The sequence below is a fragment of the Mangrovimonas sp. YM274 genome, assembly GCF_030908385.1.
Lineage (GTDB): Bacteria > Bacteroidota > Bacteroidia > Flavobacteriales > Flavobacteriaceae > Mangrovimonas_A.
Window position 1 is genome coordinate 2,871,684 of the sequence record NZ_CP133091.1, and the last position, 22,257, is coordinate 2,893,940.

Below are 22,257 nucleotides of genomic sequence, written 5' to 3' on the forward strand. Positions count from 1 at the left end.
AACGTAATATATCAGCATGCAACTTTACCAGCAACAACCTATTTCTATATACAATTCACTTAGCGGACAAAAAGAAGCGTTCAAACCTATCAACGACGGCTATGTAGGCATGTACGTTTGCGGGCCTACAGTTTATAGCAATGTCCATTTAGGAAATGTAAGAACCTTTATGTCCTTTGATGTTATCTTTAGATATCTAAAGCATCTTGGCTATAAAGTTCGTTATGTTAGAAATATTACAGATGCTGGTCACTTAGAGAATGATGCTGATGTTGGTGAAGACCGTATTGCCAAAAAGGCACGTTTGGAACAAATTGAACCTATGGAAGTTGTACAACGTTACACCGTTGATTTCCACAACATCCTAAATACTTTCAATTTTTTACCACCGAGCATTGAGCCTACGGCAACAGGTCATATCATAGAGCAAATTGAACTCATCAAAAAAATCATTGATAATGGGTTGGCTTACGAGGTAAATGGGTCTGTTTATTTCGATGTTTTAAAATACAACGAAACCAAGCCTTATGGTATCTTGAGTAAGCGTAATGTAGAAGATTTAATTCACAACACGCGTGCTCTTGATGGACAAACAGATAAGAAAAACCCGCAAGATTTCGCCCTTTGGAAAAAAGCAGAACCACAGCACATCATGCGTTGGCCTTCCCCTTGGAGCGATGGATTCCCTGGATGGCACTTGGAGTGTACGGCCATGAGCACCAAATATTTGGGAGAACAATTTGATATTCACGGAGGCGGAATGGATTTAAAATTCCCTCACCACGAATGTGAAATCGCTCAGGCAGAAGCTTGCAACAGCCATGCTCCAGTAAACTATTGGATGCATGCCAACATGTTGATCATGAACGGTAAAAAAATGGCAAAGTCTACTGGAAATTACATTTTGCCAAACGAAATTTTCTCTGGAGACAATCCTCATATTACAAAAGCTTACTCACCGAGTGTAGCTCGTTTCTTTATGCTTCAGGCGCACTATAGAAGTGTCTTGGATTTTACCAATAATGGCTTATTGGCAAGTGAAAAAGGTTTCTACAGGCTTATGGATGCCATAAATGTATTGGATAGTATTACTCCTTCGGGCAATTCTACATTCAATGTTTTGGAATGGAAACAGAGCTGCTACGACGCTATGAACGATGACTTTAACACCCCTATTTTGGTTGCCAACCTGTTTGAGGCCGTTAAGTTCATCAATCAATTGAAAGAAGGAAGCGCGAGTATTTCCGAAGAAGATTTAAAGACTTTAAAGGAAACCATCCATGCCTTTGTTTTTGACATTTTAGGTTTGGTGAATGTAACTTCAGAAGATTCTGGAACAGATAAACTTTCTGGCGCTGTAGAACTATTGATCAAATTAAGACAGGAGGCAAGAGCCAACAAGGATTTTGCCATGTCCGACAAAATTAGAGATGAATTGGCTGAAGCAGGCATTCAGTTAAAAGACGGTAAAGACGGCACCACTTTTACGACCAACTAATTGGTTGTACAATCTAACTATATCATAAAAGGGTGCAATAGTATTGCGCCCTTATTTAATTATAATTTAGCCTCATGAAAAAGTTGCTCATTGCTCCTTTTCTATTTCTTATAAAGGTATATCAAACAATGATATCCCCGTTTACACCGTCTACTTGCCGTTACCAACCAACCTGCTCACACTACACCAAAGAAGCTCTCCAAAAACACGGCCTTTTTAAAGGCGGTTGGCTCTCCTTAAAACGGATTTTGAGCTGCCATCCGTGGGGAGGCAGTGGTTATGACCCTGTTCCCTAACCCAACACATTAATTTACCAAAACCATAACGTGTAGTCTTTTTCAAAGTGCTATATTTACCCTTGAAAATTTTTATCATATGCATTTTTTATCCTTCGTTTGGGACCCTTCAAAAGGAATCGATTTAGGCTTTTTTACCTTACACTATTATAGCATGATGTGGATTGTGGCATTTGTTCTTGGACTTGCCATTATGAAACGTATCTACAAGCATGAAAACCAAAGCGACGCCTCTTTGGATTCGCTTTTTATTTATTCTGTAGTAGGTATTATGCTGGGTGCTCGATTGGGACATGTGATTTTTTACCAACCAGAACTGTTCAAAGAAGACTTTTTCAGCATCTTTTTACCGTTCAGTTTTAAAGGCGGCATTCACTTTACTGGCTTTCAAGGTTTGGCCAGTCACGGGGCTGCCATTGCCATGATTGTTTCCATGTATCTTTATAATAAAAAAGTACTTCACAAATCAGTTCTATGGATTTTGGATCGCGTGGTAATTCCTGTAGCTTCTGGTGCTGTATTTGTAAGATTAGGAAATTTCATCAATTCTGAAATCATCGGAAAACCAACAGGGAGTGATTATGGCGTGATCTTTAAGCAATTGCCTCAAGACATGCAAGTGCCCAGACACCCTGCGCAGCTTTACGAATCCTTCTCATATGTATTCGTATTTTTGATTTTGTGGTATTTCTACTGGAAAACCAACAAAAGCGAACAACAAGGCTTTTTGTTTGGTTTGTTCCTAGTGCTTTTGTGGACCATCCGTTTCTGTGTAGAATTTGTGAAGGAAGCCCAAAATGCAGAACGTGCCGATTGGGCGTTGAACACAGGCCAATGGCTTAGTATTCCATTTATTCTTATTGGCCTTTACTTCATGTTTGTATACAAACCGAAAACTGAATTGAGCTAAAATGCGTAAAATATCTTTTGGCGGCCTTCTTCTCCTTTCCATGTTTATGGCCCTAACGGCTATATCCTGTAAGGACGAGCCCAAGGTTGTCAAAGAGATTATTGTTGAATTTAAGAAAGAAGGCACGCTTAGTCTTTACAAAGCAGCTTCCGACTCCCTAGTAAAAACCATTGCCATTGAAATTGCAGACGACGACTACCAAACCCAAACGGGGTTGATGTATCGCAACAGCATGGAAAACGATCAAGGCATGTTGTTTATATTTCCAAGGGAAGAATTCCATAGTTTTTATATGAAAAACACACGGATTCCTTTGGACATTATCTTTATTGATAAAGATAAAACCATTATCAATATCCACAAAAATGCCAAACCTTTTGACGAAAGTTCCCTGCCGTCTACTGCCCCAGCCCAATATGTCTTGGAAATTAATGGAGGTCTGTCTGGCGAATGGAATTTAAGTGCTGGAGACCGTATCGATTTTACCAAACTCTAAAGACAACGGTGGACAACTATAAATGATTTCTGTTTCACCATAGGGTGTTGTGATATTGTCACTTTTTTCAAAGCCACTTTTCACATAAAAATCATGTAATGTTTCATCTTCAATAGCTAACCAAAAGCCATTTTGAGGATAAGATTCCCTTATTAACCTAAGCCATTCTGAACCCAATTTCTGTCCTCTAAAGGCTTCCATGGTGTAAATAAAACCTAAATAAAGGTATCCTTTGGTGAACCAATTTTCAGCCCCCCTTTTGTAATACAATAAATCTGGTGGGCATTGCTTAAACACAAGCCCTCCCACCATAATTTGATTGTTGTTTGTAATTACATACAGTTTCGTAGTTTCTTGAATGTCTTCCCAAAACGGCTCGATTGCGTCTTGCCAATCCCGAGGAAGTTTTTCAAAAAAAAGATCAACTTTATCCGTGTAGTCTAATAGTTCCATCACCTATAGCAGTCCCCAAGACCATAATTTATCGGAATCCTCAAACCAACGATCACCAATATCGGTTCTGTAATATCCATTGTTAATGATGACGTTTTGAATCCTGTTATACATTAATCGCTGGGCATCTTTCATGGTGAGCCCTGAACCTGTAACCAACACCGCAATTCCGGTATTTCCGGTAATCAACCATTCATTATTCACGTTCTTTAAGTGCATTGGATGCACCCCTTCCTTGACGTTCTTTTTAAACACCACCACGGCATCTTTTGAAAAGAGTTCAAAGGATTTTTTATCGTTAAACGGGAAGGGAGGCACTACAATAAACGCCCCCACATGAAAGCCTTTCTTTAAAGAAATCCTAAACTGTTGCCCTGAGGCTATTTTATATAGCATTTCGCCAATTGGCTCAACAATGGAGGACCGTTGAATAAAGATTTGTGGATAGCCAAAACGTGAGGTAAACTCCAAAGGATAAATTCCTTTGCCATTAACGATACAATTCAGGTCGATATGCCCCACAAACTTATGTTTCGACAAGGTGGTTTTAAAATGTCTTAAAGTAGCTTCAAAAATTGGCGATTTGTCAGCCCAAAACATGCTCGTACCCATTTCTCCTGTAGACACCCCAAGCTCCTTTGGAAATAGCTTCTTATGCTCAAACGTGATGTTGATTGGTGCTAGAAAATCGGTACCATTGAAAAAGGCAGAAACCCCAATCTCTACACCCTTTACTTTTTTCTGTAATTGAAACGTTCCAAATTGGTCTCCCCAAGATTTTTCGTATGCTTTCAAAACCCTAATGACATCCAAACCTTCATCATCACTCCCCACAAACAGCAATTGTTTGATGTCCTGAGTTTCGCCACAGGGTTTAATAACATAAGCATTGGGATGCTGTTGAATGTATTGAATAGCCTCTTGAAAACTAAAGAATTCCTTATAAGGCAAGGTTTTTATCTTGTGGCGCTTCAATTCGCTTTGGCCAAAATCCCTATCGAGTTCCAATCTATCGGTATATTCAGTGCCACCAAACACCAATTTACCTTGAGCCCGCAAGTCTTCACATTCCCTTCCGTAACCGGTATAGTCAAAAATTATAAGATCGGCCCAATCGACTTGCGCTTTCCAATCCCTAACTTTTTTAAGGAACCCGAAGCCAATTTCTCGGGAGTCCTTATCTTCAATACACATTTTTACTTGATTGCCTTCTAGTGAAGCTGCATAGGCAATATCCAATATTTCTCCCCATCGAGAAACAAAGAGGAGTTTTCTAGGAGATGTATGTTGTGCTTTCACACTCCAAAAAGTCAAAAATAATCATAAACGTAATGTCTAATTTTTCAATTCAAAATTAGTCAAATAATCGATTCAAAAATTAGAGGGCAGCGTAATTTTTAGTTAACAATTAGCCAATAAAAAAGGCTACCAAAACGGTAGCCTTTTTCAAATTATATAAAGAAATTGTTAGTCTTCTTTTGGTGCTTCACCTTTATCTTTTAAAGAATCATACATGATAGGCGTTGCAATGAATACAGAAGAGTAAGTACCTACTACTACCCCAACAATCAATGCAAACAACAAACCTCTCAATGAATCTGCTCCAAAGGTAAACATGGCCAACAATACTACCAAAGTAGTAAGGGAGGTGTTCAAGGTTCTACTCAACGTGCTGTTAATTGCAGTGTTGATATTAGTTCCTCCTTTAAAGCCAAGTTTCTCTGCAAGCACTTCTCTAATACGGTCAAATACAACCACGGTATCGTTAAGCGAGTAACCAATTACCGTTAAGATGGCCGCGATGAAAGCTTGATCGATTTCCATGCTGAATGGCATGAAAGAATGCGTGATAGAGAATACACCCAATACAATGATAATATCGTGGAATACCGCCGCAACAGCACCCAATGAGAATTGCCATTTCTTGAAACGCAACAAGATGTATAGGAATACTACAACCAAAGATCCTAATACTGCCCAGAAAGATTCTTTCTTGATATCATCGGCAATGGTTGGACTTACTTTACTTGACAATACTTTACCAATACCGTTTTTACCATCGGCAAAATCTTGGTAAGCCATTCCTGAAGGCAAGTAAGGCGTCAAGGCGTCAAATAACATTGTTTGTACTTCCTCATCAGCTTCTGCTGAGTTTTCGTTTACTTTATATTTAGTAGAAATTTTCAACTGGTGTGAGTTTCCGATAGTTTTTACTTCAGCACTACCAAACTTATCCATCAAATTAGCTTTAACTTCTTCTGGCTTCACGTCTTCAGTAAAACGCACTTGGTAAGTTCTACCTCCAACGAAATCGATACCTTGATCCAAACCTTTAGTAGCTAAAGACCCGATGCTCAATACCAATAAAATTCCAGAAATGATGTAAGCAACTTTTCTTTTGGTGATAAAGTTGATGTTCATGTTTTTGAACAATCCTTTTGTCAATCCAGTAGAGAATTCTAAAGACTTCCCTTTGTTTACATACCAGTCTACTAACAATCTTGTAATGAAAATTGCAGTGAACAACGATGTTACGATACCAATTAATAAAGTAGTTGCGAATCCTTTGATTGGCCCTGTACCGAATACAAATAAAATGATTGCCGTAAGACCTGTAGTGATGTTAGCATCTAAAATTGAAGACAATGCGTTTGCGAAACCGTCTTTAATAGCTTCTTGTTGTGTCTTACCTGCAGCAATTTCTTCCCTGACACGCTCAAAGATAAGTACGTTAGCATCTACCGACATTCCGATAGTCAATACGATACCCGCTAAACCAGGAAGTGTCAATACTGCACCCAATCCAGAAAGCACACCAAAAATCAACAAGATGTTGAACATTAATGCGATATCCGCAAAGCTACCCGCAACACCATAGTAAAGAATCATCCACACCAATACTAAAGCCAAGGCAATCATGAATGATTTGACACCGGAGTCAATAGCTTCCTGACCTAAAGATGGTCCAACCTCATCAGCTTGAACAATATCAGCAGATGCAGGCAATTTACCAGCTCTCAATACGTTTGCTAAATCCACTGCTTCATTTAATGTGAAAGCACCAGAAATTTCAGAGTTACCTCCAGAAATAGGTCCCGTACTTACACCAGGTGCAGAATACACAATATTATCTAATACAATCGCAATTTGGCTTTGTTGTTGGTAAGCTCTACCGGTCATTTCTTCCCAAATCTTAGCACCTTTACTGTTCATTTGCATGCTTACAGAAGGCTTCCCTAATTGGTTGTAAGATTGACGTGCATCTGTAATTACGGCACCACTCAATTCTGGCTCGTTTTCTCTGTTTCCAACCAATGCATATAAATCTACATAGTCACTATCCTTAGGTTGGATACCCCATGCAAATTTCACATAACGTTGCTCTGCTGGCAACAAAGCTCTTACTTTTGGATTGTTTAAATAAGATAGAATTAAATCTTTGTCCTTAGCTTCAAATGTTGCTACTGAAGCACCTCCTGCTCCGTAACCTCTCAATAAATCCAAAATTGGATTCGCTTCCACATCTGTAGAATCAGCAGAAGTTTCACCTACCAATTTATCCAATAAATCAGCATTTCCTTCTTCTGTAGTTGTAGAATCTGTTGCCGTTTCAGCAACCTCCGCTACTTCTGTTTCCGTTTTCTTATCTACATTTACAATTGGCTTCAACACCTCATTGGCTTGTGCCAAGAAAGGCAAGAACTGCTCACCTCTATAAGCATCCCAAAACTCTAATTGAGCTGTACTTTGTAATAATTTTTTAACACGCTCTACATCCTTGGCTCCTGGAAGCTCTACAAGGATACGACCTGAGTTTCCTAAACGTTGAATGTTTGGTTGTGTTACACCAAACTTATCGATACGCTTGCGCAATACTTCAAACGCAGACACAATAGATTCGTCAACCTTCTTTTGAATGACATCCTTAACTTGATCGTCAGACATATCGATAGTAACTTCTTCACTCAAAGTACGGTTGGCGAAAATGTCTGGAGACGCCAATTTTGTATCTCCTTTGATAGCGTCAAACGCTGTAAAGAAAGACTCCAAATATGGCTCTTGAGCATCTTTTTGGATTTCCTCAGCATCAGATAATGCTTTGTTGAATACGGGATCTGTAGTATGGTTAGCCAATCCTTCCAAGATATCCTTAACCGAAATCTCCAAGATTACGTTGATACCTCCTTTAAGGTCCAAACCAAGGTTCATAGCCTTGTCCTTAACCTCATTATAGGTATAATCTGCAATACCTATATCAAATACTTTGATACCTTGTCTTTTTCCGTCCACCTCAACTTTATAGGTTTGAAGTGAATCCAAATAACGAATCTCCTCAGCATTGATTTCTTCTGGAGAATCGTATTTACTAAATGCTGCTTCCTCGGCAGCTGCGTCTATTTGATTGGATTTAAAGGTAAATGATAATTGATAGATACTTACCAGTCCAAACAATAGTGCAAACAATTTTACTAATCCTTTGTTTTGCATTTTTAATTATTTATTGGTCAATTTTTTAATCGGGCAAATATAGAATTTACCCTTGATTTGACAATTATTCTAAATGATTTTGTAAGTGGTTAGCCGTTTATGGAATTACACCATAAAGCGAACTTTGTTTTTGAGGCTTCCATTGTACTTTTTGATTGACATTGAAAGCTTCTTTTGAGATAATTAGTGGGAAGAATTTATCCTAAGCTCCCATTGATACTGGGGCCAGCCCTTACTTCTGGGATTTTTTTGGATATATTGTCTATTGCAAGTGCAATATTTTTATAGAATTTATAAGCTACCTTAATGTCTGATGAAACCGTTTCAATACTGAACACCTCCACAGATAAGGATTCGTGTGCCATGAAAGAACGATCGTGGTCTGCTTTCAATTCCACAGCCATCTTTCCGCCTAAATCAAAAGCGGAATGATCTCCCTTGTGGATTTCATAAACATCTAGATCATACTTAATCGAAGGATCGTTAACTGGAACTTTTGGAAATTGCCCTTTATGCTCAACTCCAGTATACCCCAACTCCAACAAATCATCTTCTGCCAATAACTTTTTGATACTGGCTACATCTGTATCGCTGTAATAGGTAATTTTTAACTGTCCGTCTTGAAGTTCACTAACCTTAATATGTTCAACCCCTACTTGTTGTAGTTGTTCGGTTAACTCTACAATGGTCCTTTTGGCTTCTACAGATGATACATCCCCATTGGCAAACTGCAGCACGATTTCCTGATTTGGAACAGGATTGTGCTGTTTTGTAGCAATTCCCCCTAAAAGTGAAAGGATAATTATTAAAGTACTAATGTACCATCTTGAATTCATGCGCCAAATATATAAAAATTTCAAGATTGAACTCACTGAATCCCGCATAAATTAAGGTGCTATATCAGATTAAAAACCTCCTTACAAATAGCTTCTTACAAAAAAAGGCTGCCTAATGGCAACCTTTTCAATCTTTTATTGTTTGGGTGATTACACGTCCAACAAACCGTTGGTTTTTGTAACTCCTTCTGCACTAGCAGCCATATGTGCTTTTTCAGCATCACTCAATTCAATTTCTACGATGCTTTCAATACCGTTTCTACCTAAAATTACTGGTACCCCGATACACAAGTCAGACAAACCGAACTCACCTTCCAACAACGCAGAACATGGGAACATTTTCTTTTGGTCGCAAGCAATAGCCTGTACCAAAGCGCTTACTGCAGCACCTGGCGCATACCAAGCAGAAGTACCTAATAATTTGGTTAAAGTAGCTCCACCAACCTTAGTATCTTCCTTAACTTGATTCAATCTTTCTTCAGATAAGAACTCAGTTACTTTAATACTATTTCTAGTAGCATGAGCTGTTAAAGGCACCATACCTGTATCGCTATGTCCACCAATTACCATTCCGTCTACATCACTGATAGGCGCTTCCAAAGCCTCTGCCAATCTGTACTTGAAACGTGCTGAATCCAAAGCTCCTCCCATACCGATGATACGGTTTTTAGGAAGTCCTGAAGTTTTGTGCACCAAATAAGTCATAGTATCCATTGGGTTACTCACCACAATGATGATTGTATCTGGTGAATTTGCAATCAAGTTTTCAGATACTGTCTTAACAATTCCGGCGTTGATTCCAATCAATTCCTCACGAGTCATTCCTGGTTTACGAGGAATTCCTGAAGTGATCACACAGATATCACTACCTGCTGTTTTTGTGTAATCGTTGGTAACTCCTGTAATCTTGGTATCAAACCCGTTTAAAGAAGCTGTTTGCATCAAATCCATAGCTTTACCTTCCGCAAAACCTTCTTTGATATCCAACAAAACCACTTCACTTGCAAAATCCTTAATTGCAATATATTCCGCGCAACTGGCACCAACCGCACCAGCCCCAACTACTGTTACTTTCATATAAAAAATTTTTTAGTATTTGTTGATTTTAAGTGTTCCCAAAATTACGAATTTTTATACGGTTAAGGAAGCCCAAACAAATAAAATAACCTTGATAATTCAAACTATTTTGGAAGGCTTACGAAAACCAAAAAAACAGGGATTACCGTCCTCAACTTTCACCAATTTAAACTTAAACCCACAAAAAAAACCCGTACTTTTATTGGTTTCTTTTTTAATTAAAAATCAGTACACAAAAATGGAAGTTATCAAAGCAGAGGAAGGGTTTCAACCTGTCAATTCCAATCCCAATATCCAACGAAAAGTTATTCACCTAAATGACTTGATGGTTACCATTATCGATTTTCACAATGGCCCAATGGAAGTCCCAGATCCTTTTCATCATCACCCCCACGAACAAATCACTTATGTAGCGTCTGGCTCTTTAAAGTTTTTTATTGAAGACAGACAATACACGCTGCATACAGGCGATAGTTTTAAAGTAGCTTCCAACCTGAAACATTCCATACAAACCCTTACGGAACATGTTAGGTTAATTGATAGTTTTTCACCTATCAGGAAGGATTTTCTATAAATAAAAAAGAGTGCTTAAAAGCACTCTTTTTTATCTTATTTCTGTTTGCAATTACGCGTCGATGTTTGCGTAAATAGCATTCTTTTCAATGAATTCTCTACGTGGCGGCACCTCATCTCCCATCAACATTGAGAAAATACGATCGGCCTCACTACCGTTGTCTATATTCACTTGACGTAAGGTTCTAAACTCAGGGTTCATGGTTGTGTCCCAAAGCTGTTCTGCGTTCATCTCTCCAAGACCTTTGTAACGCTGTACATTTACGCTTCCACCAAATTCTTCTGCGATGGTATCACGTTCCTTATCGTTCCATGCATACTGCTTTTTGTTTCCTTTCTTCACTAAGTAAAGTGGCGGCGTTGCTATGTAGATATGACCATTTTCAATCAACTCTTTCATATATCTAAAGAAGAAGGTCAAAATCAAGGTTGCAATGTGGCTACCATCAATATCGGCATCACACATGATCACAATTTTATGATATCTTAATTTTGAAAGGTTCAAGGCTTTACTATCCTCTTCGGTTCCAATAGTTACTCCAAGTGCTGTAAAGATGTTTTTGATTTCTTCATTTTCAAACACCTTGTGAGTCATCGCTTTTTCCACGTTCAAGATTTTACCCCTCAGTGGCAAAATAGCTTGAAACGCTCTATCACGACCTTGCTTGGCAGTTCCTCCTGCCGAATCCCCCTCAACAAGGAACACTTCACATTTTGCTGGATCTTGCTCTGAACAATCACTTAATTTCCCAGGAAGTCCCCCAATGCTCATCACCGTTTTACGTTGCACCATCTCACGGGCCTTTTGCGCCGCGTGACGAGCTTGAGCAGCTAGAATAACTTTTTCAACGATTGTTTTAGCATCTTCAGGATGCTCTTCCAAATAATCTGTTAGCATTTCAGAAACAGCCTGGCTTACACTGGCAGACACTTCTCTGTTTCCTAACTTAGTCTTGGTCTGTCCTTCAAACTGAGGCTCAGCCACTTTTACCGAAATAATTGCAGTTAACCCTTCACGGAAGTCATCTCCGGCAATGTCAAATTTCAATTTATCCAACATTCCAGATTCATCAGCATACTTTTTCAGGGTATGGGTCAATCCTCTTCTAAAACCAGATAAGTGTGTCCCTCCTTCGTGAGTATTAATATTGTTTACATACGAATGTAAATTTTCAGCATAAGAAGTATTGTAGATCATGGCTACCTCAACTGGCACACCATTTTTCTCGCCTTCAAAGGCAATGGCCTCCTTCATTAAAGGTTCGCGGTTTCCATCCAAATAGGTAATGAATTCCTTCAACCCGTTTTCAGAATGGAAGGTTTCGCCTATATATTCTCCTTTTTCATCCTTGTTTCTCTTATCCAACAGGTGAATTGTAATCCCCTTGTTCAAGTATGCCAATTCACGCATTCTACTTGCCAAGGTATCGTAACTATATTCTAAAGTTTGTTGGAAAATGGTAGGGTCCGGTTTAAATGTAACCACCGTACCTCTAAGCTCTGTTTCCCCAATGGTTTTTACAGGGTATAAAGATTTTCCTCTTTCGTATTCCTGTTCCCAAATTTTACCATCTCTATACACAGTAGCTTTTAAATGCTCAGACAAGGCATTCACACAACTCACACCTACCCCGTGCAGACCTCCCGAAACTTTATAGGAATCTTTATCGAATTTTCCCCCAGCACCAATTTTAGTCATTACAACTTCCAAGGCTGAAATTCCTTCTTTCTTGTGAATATCTACAGGAATACCACGCCCGTCGTCCTCACAAGTAATGGAATTATCTTCATTGATAATAACCGTAATTTTGTTACAGTGACCCGCAAGAGCTTCATCGATAGAGTTGTCGACCACCTCATAAACCAAGTGGTGCAACCCTCGTACTCCTACATCACCAATATACATGGACGGACGCATACGTACGTGCTCCATCCCTTCAAGCGCCTGGATACTATCCGCCGAATAATTGTGCTTGTTGAATTCTTCCTTCATGTATTTATAAGTTATATTTTCTTTAAAATCTTACAAAACCCTGTATTTCAACCAGTTTAAAAAACTCAGGTTTACTAATGCATTAAAACACAGGAACTATTTTTATAATGCTACATAAAAAAATGCCTTGTACGGCATCTTTTTGTGTACTTACAAAGATAAGAAATTAAGATACCATTAAAAAGGATTTTAGAGAGTTTGACTCAAAATTATCAACAATTGTTAATTACTCAAAAGTGTCTTAAAATGGCTTAAAATGGTCTTAAAATTGATTTTTACGGTTTTTACCTTCCATTTAAAAACAGAAAAAACCTAAAATCTCGCAGAAACGATCTTTTAGGTTTCAAAAACAAAACTACGAAATCTAATTGAGACCTTAATAGGCCTCTGCATGCACATTTGCAACAGCTCTTCCTGATGGATCATTCATGTTTTTAAAGGCCTCATCCCACTCTAAAGCAACTTTTGTGCTACAAGCCACACTAGCTTCCTGTGGTACCGATAAAGCGGCCGCATCACTTGGGAAATGTTCTGCAAAAATGGAACGGTAATAGAACTCCTCTTTATTCGTTGGCGTTTGAATTGGAAACTTATACTTAGCATTGGCCAATTGTTCATCGGTTACGGCTTCGCCCACCAATTCCTTCAAAGTATCAATCCAACTATAACCAACACCATCGCTGAATTGTTCCTTTTGTCTCCATGCAACACTTTCTGGCAAATAGCTTTCAAAGGCCTTTCGAACGACCCACTTTTCCATACGCTCACCATTGATCATTTTATCCTGCGGATTGATACTCATGGCCACATCCATAAATTCCTTGTCCAAAAACGGCACACGCCCTTCAATGCCCCAAGCCGCCAAACTTTTATTGGCCCTTAAGCAATCGTACATATGAAGTTTGCTCAACTTACGTATGGTTTCCTCATGAAACTCCTGTGCATTTGGAGCCTTATGAAAATATAAATAGCCTCCAAATAGCTCATCGGCTCCTTCTCCAGACAATACCATTTTAATCCCCATAGACTTGATCACTCTGGCCATTAAATACATAGGCGTACTTGCCCTAATGGTTGTAATATCATAGGTTTCTAGGTTATAGATGACATCCCGAATAGCATCCAAGCCTTCTTGAATAGTAAACTTTATTTCATGGTGCACTGTTCCAATATGGTCCGCCACTTTTCTGGCAGCCGCTAAATCTGGTGAGCCCTCCAACCCTACAGAAAAGGAGTGCAATTGAGGCCACCAAGCATCAGATACATCATCGCTTTCAATACGCTTTTGAGCATATTTTTTAGCAATAGCAGATGTTACTGAAGAATCCAAGCCTCCAGACAGCAGTACGCCGTAAGGCACATCACTCATCAATTGTCTGTGTACAGCAGCTTCTAGGGCTTCCTTAATTTTTTCAATACTGGTTTCATTATCCTTTACAGTATCAAAATCAACCCAGTCTCTTTTATACCATTGCACAAACTCCCCATCGCTACTATGTAAATAATGCCCCGGAGGAAACAATTCAATTTTAGTACAAATGCCCTCAAGCGCTTTCAATTCGGAAGCTACATAAAAAGTACCATTGGCATCCCAACCTATATATAAAGGAATGATCCCCACATGGTCACGAGCCACAAAATATTCATCCTTGTCTGCATCATATATGGCAAAGGCAAAAATGCCGTTTAGTTCATCTACAAAATCAACTCCCCGTTCTTTATAAAGCGCCAAAATAACCTCGCAATCACTTTCAGTTTTAAACTCATAACGATCAGCAAACTGCTTACGTAATACCCTATGGTTATAAATTTCACCGTTGGCAGCCAATACCAACTTACCATCATCACTCAAAAGCGGTTGTTTTCCAGAAGCGGGATCAACAATAGCCAAACGTTCATGCGCCAAAATTGCCTTTTCATTATTAAAGATCCCATTCCAATCTGGTCCGCGGTGACGGATTCGTTTTGACATCTCCAATACTTGGGGTCTTAAATCTTCTGCTTTCTGTTTTAAATCGAATGCACATACAATTCCACACATAATATTAAGTTTTAATTACATGTCAAATATTAATTTATGATGTCACAATAAAAACATTAAGCATGATTATGCTTTCAATTTGAAACTTTTGTAATAATTTTATATAAAAAACGTTATTCAAAATGTATCATTTTCACCTATCCCCATTTCAATTATCAATTCAAAATGTATGATTTTTCGGAATCTATTTTTCTAAAATCTTATATCTTTAAACAATCAAAAAAACTTTTTTATGAAAAACAGAATCATTACAACCCTTTTACTAGCGTTTACTCTATTGCTATCAGAAGGCATTGCAGCTCAAGAATTCAGTGACTTAGACAAAAGCCCGATGGATGCAGTAGCATACCCTACTAGTCACAGAGAAAGCAACAAAGCAATAAAAGTTATATATAGTAGACCACAATTAAAAGGACGCCCACTAAGCAAATTGACTCCAGATGCTAAAGTTTGGCGTACTGGCGCCAACGAAGCAACCGAAATTACATTTTACAAAGACGTTAATTTTGCAGGAAAGGATGTAAAAGCAGGTACTTATTCCATGTTTACCATTCCCGGAGACAAGCAATGGACCATTATTTTGAATTCTGCAACCAATGTTTGGGGCGCTTATTCTTATGATGAATCTCAAGATATTGCACGAGTGACTGTTCCTGTTAGCGAAGACAAAAAAGCTCTAGAAGCATTTTCTATTACTTTTGACAAGGATGCCACCATGTATTTAGGATGGCATACCCTACGCGTTGCAATCCCAATACAAGTAAAATAGAAATTCTACAAACAAAAAAAGGCCTTGAATTTTCAAGGCCTTTTTTTTGTTAAGGTATATTTAAATATTTATGGGTTTGTAAGGACACTTTCCACTTTGGGTTCTTCATAACATAATCCACAATTTCCGGAATCACCTTTTCACGCTTACTCCACTCTGGCTGTAGATATAAAATACAGTCTTTGTTTACTTTGGCCGCTTGTTCTTCAGCAAAACGGAAGTCGTCCATATTATAAACAATGACTTTAAGCTCATTGGCATTATCATACACTTTTTGAGTTGGTAGTTTTAATTTTTTTGGAGACAAACAAATCCAGTCCCAAGTTCCGCTCAATTCATAAGCTCCAGATGTTTCAATATGAACTTTTAACCCTTTTTCCTTCAACTGCCGTGTCAGCGCTGTCATATCCCATGTCAAGGGCTCGCCACCAGTAACCACAATGGTATCGCTATATTTTGCAGCGTTTTCTACAATCTTGGACGTTTCGGTGGGTGGATGAGTTTCGGCATTCCAGCTTTCCTTAACATCGCACCAATGGCATCCAACATCACAACCACCTACACGAATAAAGTAAGCCGCTGTCCCTTTATAAAATCCTTCCCCCTGAATGGTGTAAAACTCCTCCATCAAAGGCAGCATTAGTCCCTTGTCTACCAAGGCCTGTACATCTTGTTTCATAGAGTGCAAAGATAGGTTACTAGTAGAAGTTTCTTGTTAAAATATTGAAAAGATTTTCCAGCGTATTGCTGCAAGATTAGTACTTTTATAAAAATTTTGGGACTATGGGCAAAACGGAAGACTTTCTCAATATCATTCAAGAAGGAAACACTTTTAAAGGAGACTATATCACGGTGGGATCGGCCATGTTGGATGGAAACACATTGCCCAAAGCTTTTGTAAATATTCCTTTAAAAACCATGAACCGTCACGGCCTTATTGCCGGTGCCACGGGAACCGGAAAAACCAAGACCCTGCAGGTGTTGGCGGAAAATTTATCAGAAAAAGGAATTCCTGTATTGCTAATGGACATTAAAGGTGACCTTAGTGGTTTAGCCAAACCAAGTCCAGGTCATCCAAAAATTGAAGAACGCCACGAACTCATTGGCCTTCCTTTTAAAAGTAAAGCCTTTCCGGTTGAAGTCCTCACCCTTTCCGAACAAGATGGCGTTCGGTTGAGAGCTACAGTGAGTGAATTTGGCCCCGTGTTGATTTCCCGAATTTTGGATGTTTCCGAAACCCAAGCAGGGATAATCGCCGTTATCTTTAAATACTGTGACGACCACCAATTGCCGCTGTTGGACTTGAAGGATTTCAAAAAGATCCTTCAATATGCTACCGATGAGGGCAAAGAAGAATTTGAAGCTGCCTATGGACGTATTTCAACTTCATCTACGGGAGCCATTTTGAGAAAAATTGTGGAACTGGAACAACAGGGAGGCGATTTGTTTTTTGGTGAACGCTCGTTTGACCCCCAAGATTTGTTACGTGTAAACGAAGAAGGCAGAGGGTACATTAACATCATCCGCCTTACAGATATTCAGGATCGACCTAAACTGTTTTCAACATTTATGTTAAGCCTTTTGGCTGAAATCTATTCTACATTTCCAGAACAAGGTGATGGCGAAAGGCCAGAATTGGTATTATTTATCGATGAGGCCCATCTTATTTTTGATGAAGCTTCCAAAGCCTTGCTCAACCAAATAGAGAGTATCATAAAACTTATTAGAAGTAAAGGTGTCGGGATTTATTTTGTAACGCAATATCCTACCGATGTACCAGAATCCGTTTTGGGACAATTGGGACTTAAAATACAGCATGCCCTAAGAGCCTTTACTGCCAAAGACCGAAAAGCTATTAAGCTTACCGCTGAAAACTATCCTCAAACAGACTATTACGATACAACGGAAGTCCTTACTTCTTTGGGAACAGGTGAAGCCTTGGTTTCGGCATTGGATGAAAAAGGAAGACCAACGCCTTTAGCAGCAACCATGATGCGTGCTCCTATGAGCCGCATGGACATTCTAACCGAAACAGAGTTAAGTGAATTGCTCTCCAAGTCTAATTTGATCAAAAAATATAATGAGACTGTTGACAGAGAAAGTGCCTATGAACTTCTAAACAAAAAAATTGAAGTAGCTCAAGCCAAAGAATCTCAAGAAAAAGCCCAACAGGAACAAAAAGCCATGGAGAAAGCTCAAAGAAAGCAGACAACTTCTCCCAAACGCGACACCTCCATGGATCCTTTAATTAAAGTATTGACCAGCGCCACTTTTATCCGTGGTGTCTTCGGTATACTCAACAAAGTTTTAAAATAAACCTTTAACCTAATATTAATTACAAACCATTTTTTAAGAAATGTACAAATCTATTTTAAGCCTCAGCATTCTATCAATTTTAGCGGTAAGTTGTAAAAAGGAACAAGATCCTTTTGCCATTGAAAAGCAACATATTGGATTACTTACTGATTCGACACAAGTTAAAGATCTCAAAATGATTTTTGCTCAGGATTCCGTTGCTCAACCAATTACAGGCGATGAATATATGAGTGGAGGTAGCGATATAGAAATTTTCACAAAAACGGGAGACAAATTATTGGTATTAACACCAACCCAAGCTCTCGATTCTACAGCCACCATAGAAAGTGTTCGCATCATGGACCCTAGATATAAAACGGCAAAAAGTATTTCTACTGTGAGTACATTCAAAGAGATCCAGGATTCTTATAAAATTTCAAGAATCAGCAACCTTATCAATACTGTTGTGGTGTTTGTAGATGAAATCAATGCCTCATTTACCATTGACAAGAAAGAATTGCCTGCCAACTTAAGATTTGACATGAATTTAAAGATTGAAAAATCACAAATTCCTGACAGTGCAAAAGTGAAATACTTTTTCGTACACTGGAATTAGACATATGAACTAAAGCAATGAATCCTTTTTTTTCAAAACTACTCGCCAACATTGCGCGCAAACGCCTTGAAATAGATCAAAAGCCTGTTTCTAAAAAGCAAATCGAGCCAATGGTTAAATCCATACGGGTAGAATTGTCACATGCCATTAGGTCTTACTTTTACATTTGCATTGGCGTATTTTCGGCAGGTTTTGGATTAAAAGGGTTTTTATTGCCTAATCGCTTCATTGACGGCGGCGCTACGGGTATTTCACTTTTGTTGGAAAATATCACCCACATTGAATTGGGCTATCTCCTTGTCTTGGTCAACATTCCTTTTTTAATCTTGGGCGCTCTCACTTTCAACATTAAGTTCGCCTTAAAAAGTATTAGTGCCATTGCCTTTTTGGCCTTTGTAGTCCATTTTGTGGAGTACCCCACCATTACCGATGACAAACTGCTCATTGCTGTATTTGGAGGTTTTTTCCTAGGGTTGGGAATTGGAATGGCCATGCGTGGCGGCAGCGTTATAGACGGCACCGAAGTTTTGGCCATCTATTTAAGTAGAAAACTATCTATGACTGTTGGTGATGTCCTCTTGGTGACCAATATTATTATCTTTTCATTTGGAGCTTATATTCTTTCAATAGAAACAGCACTCTACGCCATCCTCACCTATCTTGCTGCTGCCAAGACTGTTGATTTTGTTGTTGACGGTGTGGAAGAATATGTTGGCGTGACCATTATTTCTGAAAAACATGAAGAAATACGAATCATGCTTATTGAAAAGTTACGCCGCGCCTGTACCATTTATGCGGGAAAAGGCGGTTATGGCCAACACGGAAAAAGCTACGACAAAGACATTATTTATACTGTAGTTACCCGTTTGGAATTGGCTAAATTACACACCGAAACTGATAAGATAGACAAAAACGCTTTCATTATTATGGGAGTTGTCAAGGACATTAAAGGAGGCATGATCAAGAGAAAACCATTAAAATAAAGTTGATGAAAAATTATACCGTCCAAGACAATCCTTTTGTTGTCCCTACCGATGATGGCAAAGTGATTAAGGAACATTTTGGAGTAGCCACCAATGGCGATAACCAATTAAGTATTGCCCATATGGTTGCACCTCCCGGCTGGAGCGAACCATTCCAAACACCAGAATTTGATGAATATACTTTTATTATAAAAGGGCAAAAGCAATTCATTATTGAAGGAGAAATCATTGTACTAAAAGCAGGGCAATCCATAAAAATTAACAAGCATACAAGAATACAATACTCCAATCCATTTACAGAACCATGCGAATACCTTGCCATTTGCAAACCCGCATTTTCAATGGAATTGGTCAACAGGGAATCATAATGAAAAATACTTTGGTAAAACTTGTGGGACTAAGTGTGAATACCTCAAGTTTCATATCGAAATCTTTTGCTGCTGAAAAGGCCTTGGATATATTTTCAACCCCTTTAAAGGGAAAGCCTAATGAAGAACAATCTGATTTTTTAAACACCGCTTTCAAGGAAGAATTGCAACACAACAACACCCCAATTATGACCTATCGGTGGTTGGGAAAGAAGGAAACAATTTTATTGGTTCATGGTTGGGAAAGCAATTCGGCTCGATGGAAAAACCTCATCCTAGAATTAAAGGCAAAGGATTATAACATCGTCGCTTTAGACGCTCCTGCTCATGGCAATTCAGGAAGCAAGCGCTTCAATGCCCTCCTCTATGCTGAATTTATACATGTGGTGGCAAAAAAATACAACCCAAGCATTATTATTGGGCATTCGGTTGGCGGCATGGCTTCGGTTTATTTTCAACATACCCACCAGATTTCTTCCGTAAAAAAAATGATCTTGTTAGGAGCTCCTTCAGAATTTTCTGGAATTCTCAATCGCTATGTAGAAATGTTAGGATACAATAGAAGAGTGACCAATCAACTGAACTCGATAATCAGAGATCGATTCGGCGTTACTCCTAAGGAATTTTCTACATCAAAATTCATTTCTAGCATCAAACCTAAAACCTTGATTATTCATGATGAATTGGATAAAATCATTCCTTACCAAGACGCTCTCCTACTAAAGAATGCTCACAGCAACAGTAAATTGATTACTACCAATGGTTTTGGGCATTCACTCAACAATGCTACGGTAAGCAATTATATTCATTCCTTTTTAGAGGGTTAAATACTATCTTTGCGCTATGGAAGATCAATTAAAACGACTTAATAAATACCTTAGCGAAGTTGGCTATTGCTCAAGAAGGGAAGCCGATAAACTTATTGGTGCAGGACGTGTGACCATAAATGGAAAGGTTCCTGAAATGGGCACAAAAGTAGCTCCCACGGACGAGGTACATGTAGACGGAAAATTAATCAAAAATACCAAAGAAAGGTTCGTATACCTAGCTTTCAACAAACCTGTTGGTATTGTATGTACTACCGATACCCGAGTTGAAAAAGACAATATCATTGACTTTATAAATTACCCTAAACGTATTTTCCCTATAGGAAGATTAGATAAACCTAGTGAAGGATTAATCTTGTTGACCGATGACGGTGATATCGTAAACAAAATTTTGAGAGCCAGCAACAACCACGAAAAGGAATATATTGTAACTGTTGACAAACCTATTTCGCAAACGTTTATTGAGCGCATGTCTAACGGTGTTCCTATTCTGGATCAAGTTACCAGAAAATGTAAAGTTGAAAAGTTAGGCAAATATGAATTCAAGATTGTATTAACCCAAGGGCTTAACCGACAAATACGCCGCATGTGTGAATACTTGGGCTACGAAGTACAAACCTTAAAGCGTGTAAGAATCATGAATATCAATCTTGATGTACCTCTTGGAGCATACCGTGAACTTACCAAAGAGGAAATGAACAGACTTGAAAAGTTATTACAAGGTTCAACCAAAAGCTATACCCCAAAACCACCAACAAGACGTAAAAATCCTTAGATATTTATAAAAAAAGGAGCTCGATGAGCTCCTTTTTTATTATATATAAGCAAAACTTCTATTTTGCTACTTGATGTCTTTCTCTTGCCAATAAGGTATTTTTAAGTAACATGGCAATTGTCATAGGCCCTACACCACCTGGAACAGGGGTAATATAACTAGCCTTAGGACTTACACTTGCAAAATCCACATCACCAGCCAAACGGTAACCTGCTTTTTTAGTCTCATCTGGCACACGAGTAATTCCAACATCGATAATTACCACACCATCCTTAACCATATCACCTGTAAGGTATTCTGAAATACCAATAGCGGCTACGATAATATCGGCACTACGAGTAATGTCTGCCAAGTTTTTAGTACGACTATGAACCACAGTAACTGTAGCGTCACCAGCCTTACGCTTTTGGCTCATTAAGATACTCATAGGGCGACCAACAATATGGCTGCGCCCCATAACCACCACATTTTTACCTGAGGTTTCTATATTGTAACGCTCCAACAATTCCATAATCCCGAATGGAGTCGCCGGTAAAAAGGTTGGTAAATCCAAAGCCATTCTTCCTACGTTTGTAGGGTGGAATCCATCAACATCTTTATCAGGATCGATTGCCATCAATACTTTTTGCTCATCGATATGCTTCGGCAAAGGTAACTGAACGATAAATCCATCGATATCATCATTCGTGTTTAATTCATGGATTTTTTCCAATAAAACGGCTTCCGTGGTTTCTTCTGGCAGGTCTATCAAAGTTGAATGAAACCCGATTTTCTCACAAGCTTTAACCTTAGCATTCACGTAAGTCATACTCGCACCATCGGTCCCTACTAAAATCGCAGCTAAATGTGGTACTTTCTCACCATTAGCAATCATGCCTTGAACATCGACCGCTATCTCATCTTTAATATCATTGCTGATTTTCTTACCGTCTAAAATTGTCATTTCTTCCGTTTTGGTTGGTC

Annotated in this window: 21 protein-coding genes; 12 read left to right on the top strand and 9 right to left on the bottom strand. The window is 38.7% G+C overall.

Translation table 11 applies throughout. The features are described from left to right. Positions 1–16 precede the first annotated feature (16 nt). From cysS to RBH95_RS12395, 4 genes are all read left to right on the top strand, one after another. Positions 17–1,498 (top strand): cysteine--tRNA ligase, encoded by a 1,482-nt coding sequence (gene cysS, locus RBH95_RS12380; RefSeq protein WP_307899902.1) that lies wholly within the window; start codon positions 17–19, stop codon positions 1,496–1,498. Between the two features lie 74 nt (positions 1,499–1,572). Further along, positions 1,573–1,794: a membrane protein insertion efficiency factor YidD gene (gene yidD / locus RBH95_RS12385; RefSeq protein WP_307899903.1), complete on the top strand. Its 222-nt coding sequence runs from the start codon at positions 1,573–1,575 to the stop codon at positions 1,792–1,794. A gap of 79 nt (positions 1,795–1,873) precedes the next feature. Then, positions 1,874–2,704: a prolipoprotein diacylglyceryl transferase gene (gene lgt / locus RBH95_RS12390; protein ID WP_307899904.1), complete on the top strand. Its 831-nt coding sequence runs from the start codon at positions 1,874–1,876 to the stop codon at positions 2,702–2,704. Position 2,705: 1 nt separating this feature from the next. After that, entirely contained in the window at positions 2,706–3,200 is a 495-nt protein-coding gene (locus tag RBH95_RS12395; protein ID WP_307899905.1) for a DUF192 domain-containing protein, read from the top strand. On the opposite strand, the gene RBH95_RS12400 is transcribed toward RBH95_RS12395, so the two are convergent. From RBH95_RS12400 to mdh, 5 genes are all read right to left on the bottom strand, one after another. Further along, complete coding sequence (locus RBH95_RS12400; protein WP_307899906.1) at positions 3,162–3,653, bottom strand: GNAT family N-acetyltransferase; 492 nt, start codon at positions 3,651–3,653, stop codon at positions 3,162–3,164. The genes RBH95_RS12395 and RBH95_RS12400 overlap by 39 nt on opposite strands. 3 nt (positions 3,654–3,656) lie before the next feature. Further along, on the bottom strand, positions 3,657–4,952 hold the full coding sequence (locus RBH95_RS12405; protein WP_307899907.1) for a phosphoribosylamine--glycine ligase: 1,296 nt from the start codon (positions 4,950–4,952) through the stop codon (positions 3,657–3,659). Positions 4,953–5,120: 168 nt separating this feature from the next. After that, positions 5,121–8,141 (bottom strand): protein translocase subunit SecDF, encoded by a 3,021-nt coding sequence (gene secDF, locus RBH95_RS12410; protein WP_307899908.1) that lies wholly within the window; start codon positions 8,139–8,141, stop codon positions 5,121–5,123. A 197-nt stretch (positions 8,142–8,338) separates the two neighbouring features. Beyond that, the gene (locus RBH95_RS12415; RefSeq protein WP_307899909.1) at positions 8,339–8,977 is read right to left on the bottom strand and encodes a hypothetical protein; all 639 of its coding nucleotides are present in this window, start codon (positions 8,975–8,977) and stop codon (positions 8,339–8,341) included. Between the two features lie 150 nt (positions 8,978–9,127). Continuing rightward, positions 9,128–10,054: a malate dehydrogenase gene (mdh, locus tag RBH95_RS12420; RefSeq protein ID WP_307899910.1), complete on the bottom strand. Its 927-nt coding sequence runs from the start codon at positions 10,052–10,054 to the stop codon at positions 9,128–9,130. A 238-nt stretch (positions 10,055–10,292) separates the two neighbouring features. Between mdh and RBH95_RS12425 the strand changes: the two genes are divergently transcribed. Next, complete coding sequence (locus RBH95_RS12425) at positions 10,293–10,628, top strand: cupin domain-containing protein (RefSeq protein ID WP_307899911.1); 336 nt, start codon at positions 10,293–10,295, stop codon at positions 10,626–10,628. Between the two features lie 51 nt (positions 10,629–10,679). Here RBH95_RS12425 and gyrB read toward each other — a convergent pair whose 3' ends face one another. Both gyrB and asnB read right to left on the bottom strand, forming a co-directional pair. Then, the gene (gyrB, locus tag RBH95_RS12430) at positions 10,680–12,620 is read right to left on the bottom strand and encodes a DNA topoisomerase (ATP-hydrolyzing) subunit B (RefSeq protein WP_307899912.1); all 1,941 of its coding nucleotides are present in this window, start codon (positions 12,618–12,620) and stop codon (positions 10,680–10,682) included. 376 nt (positions 12,621–12,996) lie between these two features. Further along, on the bottom strand, positions 12,997–14,661 hold the full coding sequence (gene asnB, locus RBH95_RS12435) for an asparagine synthase B (protein WP_307899913.1): 1,665 nt from the start codon (positions 14,659–14,661) through the stop codon (positions 12,997–12,999). 232 nt (positions 14,662–14,893) lie between these two features. Between asnB and RBH95_RS12440 the strand changes: the two genes are divergently transcribed. Further along, positions 14,894–15,430, top strand: coding sequence for a DUF2911 domain-containing protein (locus RBH95_RS12440; RefSeq protein ID WP_307899914.1), 537 nt, complete (start codon positions 14,894–14,896; stop codon positions 15,428–15,430). A 49-nt stretch (positions 15,431–15,479) separates the two neighbouring features. Here the strand turns inward: RBH95_RS12440 and RBH95_RS12445 are convergent, their stop codons facing one another. Next, positions 15,480–16,109 carry a 7-carboxy-7-deazaguanine synthase QueE gene (locus RBH95_RS12445; protein WP_307899915.1) on the bottom strand — a complete coding sequence of 210 codons (630 nt, stop codon included), beginning with the start codon at positions 16,107–16,109 and terminating at the stop codon, positions 15,480–15,482. A gap of 104 nt (positions 16,110–16,213) precedes the next feature. On the opposite strand from RBH95_RS12445, the gene RBH95_RS12450 reads away from it, so the two are divergent. The 6 genes from RBH95_RS12450 to rluF are packed head-to-tail and all read left to right on the top strand — an operon-like array spanning position 16,214 to position 21,294. After that, a complete protein-coding gene (locus tag RBH95_RS12450; protein WP_307899916.1) occupies positions 16,214–17,746 on the top strand; it encodes a helicase HerA-like domain-containing protein in 1,533 nt (510 codons plus the stop codon). Between the two features lie 40 nt (positions 17,747–17,786). Continuing rightward, positions 17,787–18,341 carry a hypothetical protein gene (locus tag RBH95_RS12455; RefSeq protein WP_307899917.1) on the top strand — a complete coding sequence of 185 codons (555 nt, stop codon included), beginning with the start codon at positions 17,787–17,789 and terminating at the stop codon, positions 18,339–18,341. A gap of 17 nt (positions 18,342–18,358) precedes the next feature. After that, positions 18,359–19,324, top strand: a complete 966-nt coding sequence (locus RBH95_RS12460) for a YitT family protein (RefSeq protein ID WP_307899918.1) — start codon at positions 18,359–18,361, stop codon at positions 19,322–19,324. Between the two features lie 5 nt (positions 19,325–19,329). Beyond that, the gene (locus tag RBH95_RS12465; protein ID WP_307899919.1) at positions 19,330–19,692 is read left to right on the top strand and encodes a cupin domain-containing protein; all 363 of its coding nucleotides are present in this window, start codon (positions 19,330–19,332) and stop codon (positions 19,690–19,692) included. Next, positions 19,692–20,519, top strand: coding sequence for an alpha/beta fold hydrolase (locus RBH95_RS12470; protein ID WP_307899920.1), 828 nt, complete (start codon positions 19,692–19,694; stop codon positions 20,517–20,519). Before RBH95_RS12465 ends, RBH95_RS12470 begins: the two co-directional genes overlap by 1 nt. A 16-nt stretch (positions 20,520–20,535) precedes the next feature. Beyond that, positions 20,536–21,294 carry a 23S rRNA pseudouridine(2604) synthase RluF gene (rluF, locus tag RBH95_RS12475; RefSeq protein ID WP_307899921.1) on the top strand — a complete coding sequence of 253 codons (759 nt, stop codon included), beginning with the start codon at positions 20,536–20,538 and terminating at the stop codon, positions 21,292–21,294. A gap of 58 nt (positions 21,295–21,352) precedes the next feature. On the opposite strand, the gene folD is transcribed toward rluF, so the two are convergent. Further along, positions 21,353–22,237 carry a bifunctional methylenetetrahydrofolate dehydrogenase/methenyltetrahydrofolate cyclohydrolase FolD gene (gene folD, locus RBH95_RS12480; protein WP_307899922.1) on the bottom strand — a complete coding sequence of 295 codons (885 nt, stop codon included), beginning with the start codon at positions 22,235–22,237 and terminating at the stop codon, positions 21,353–21,355. Positions 22,238–22,257: the final 20 nt, after the last annotated feature.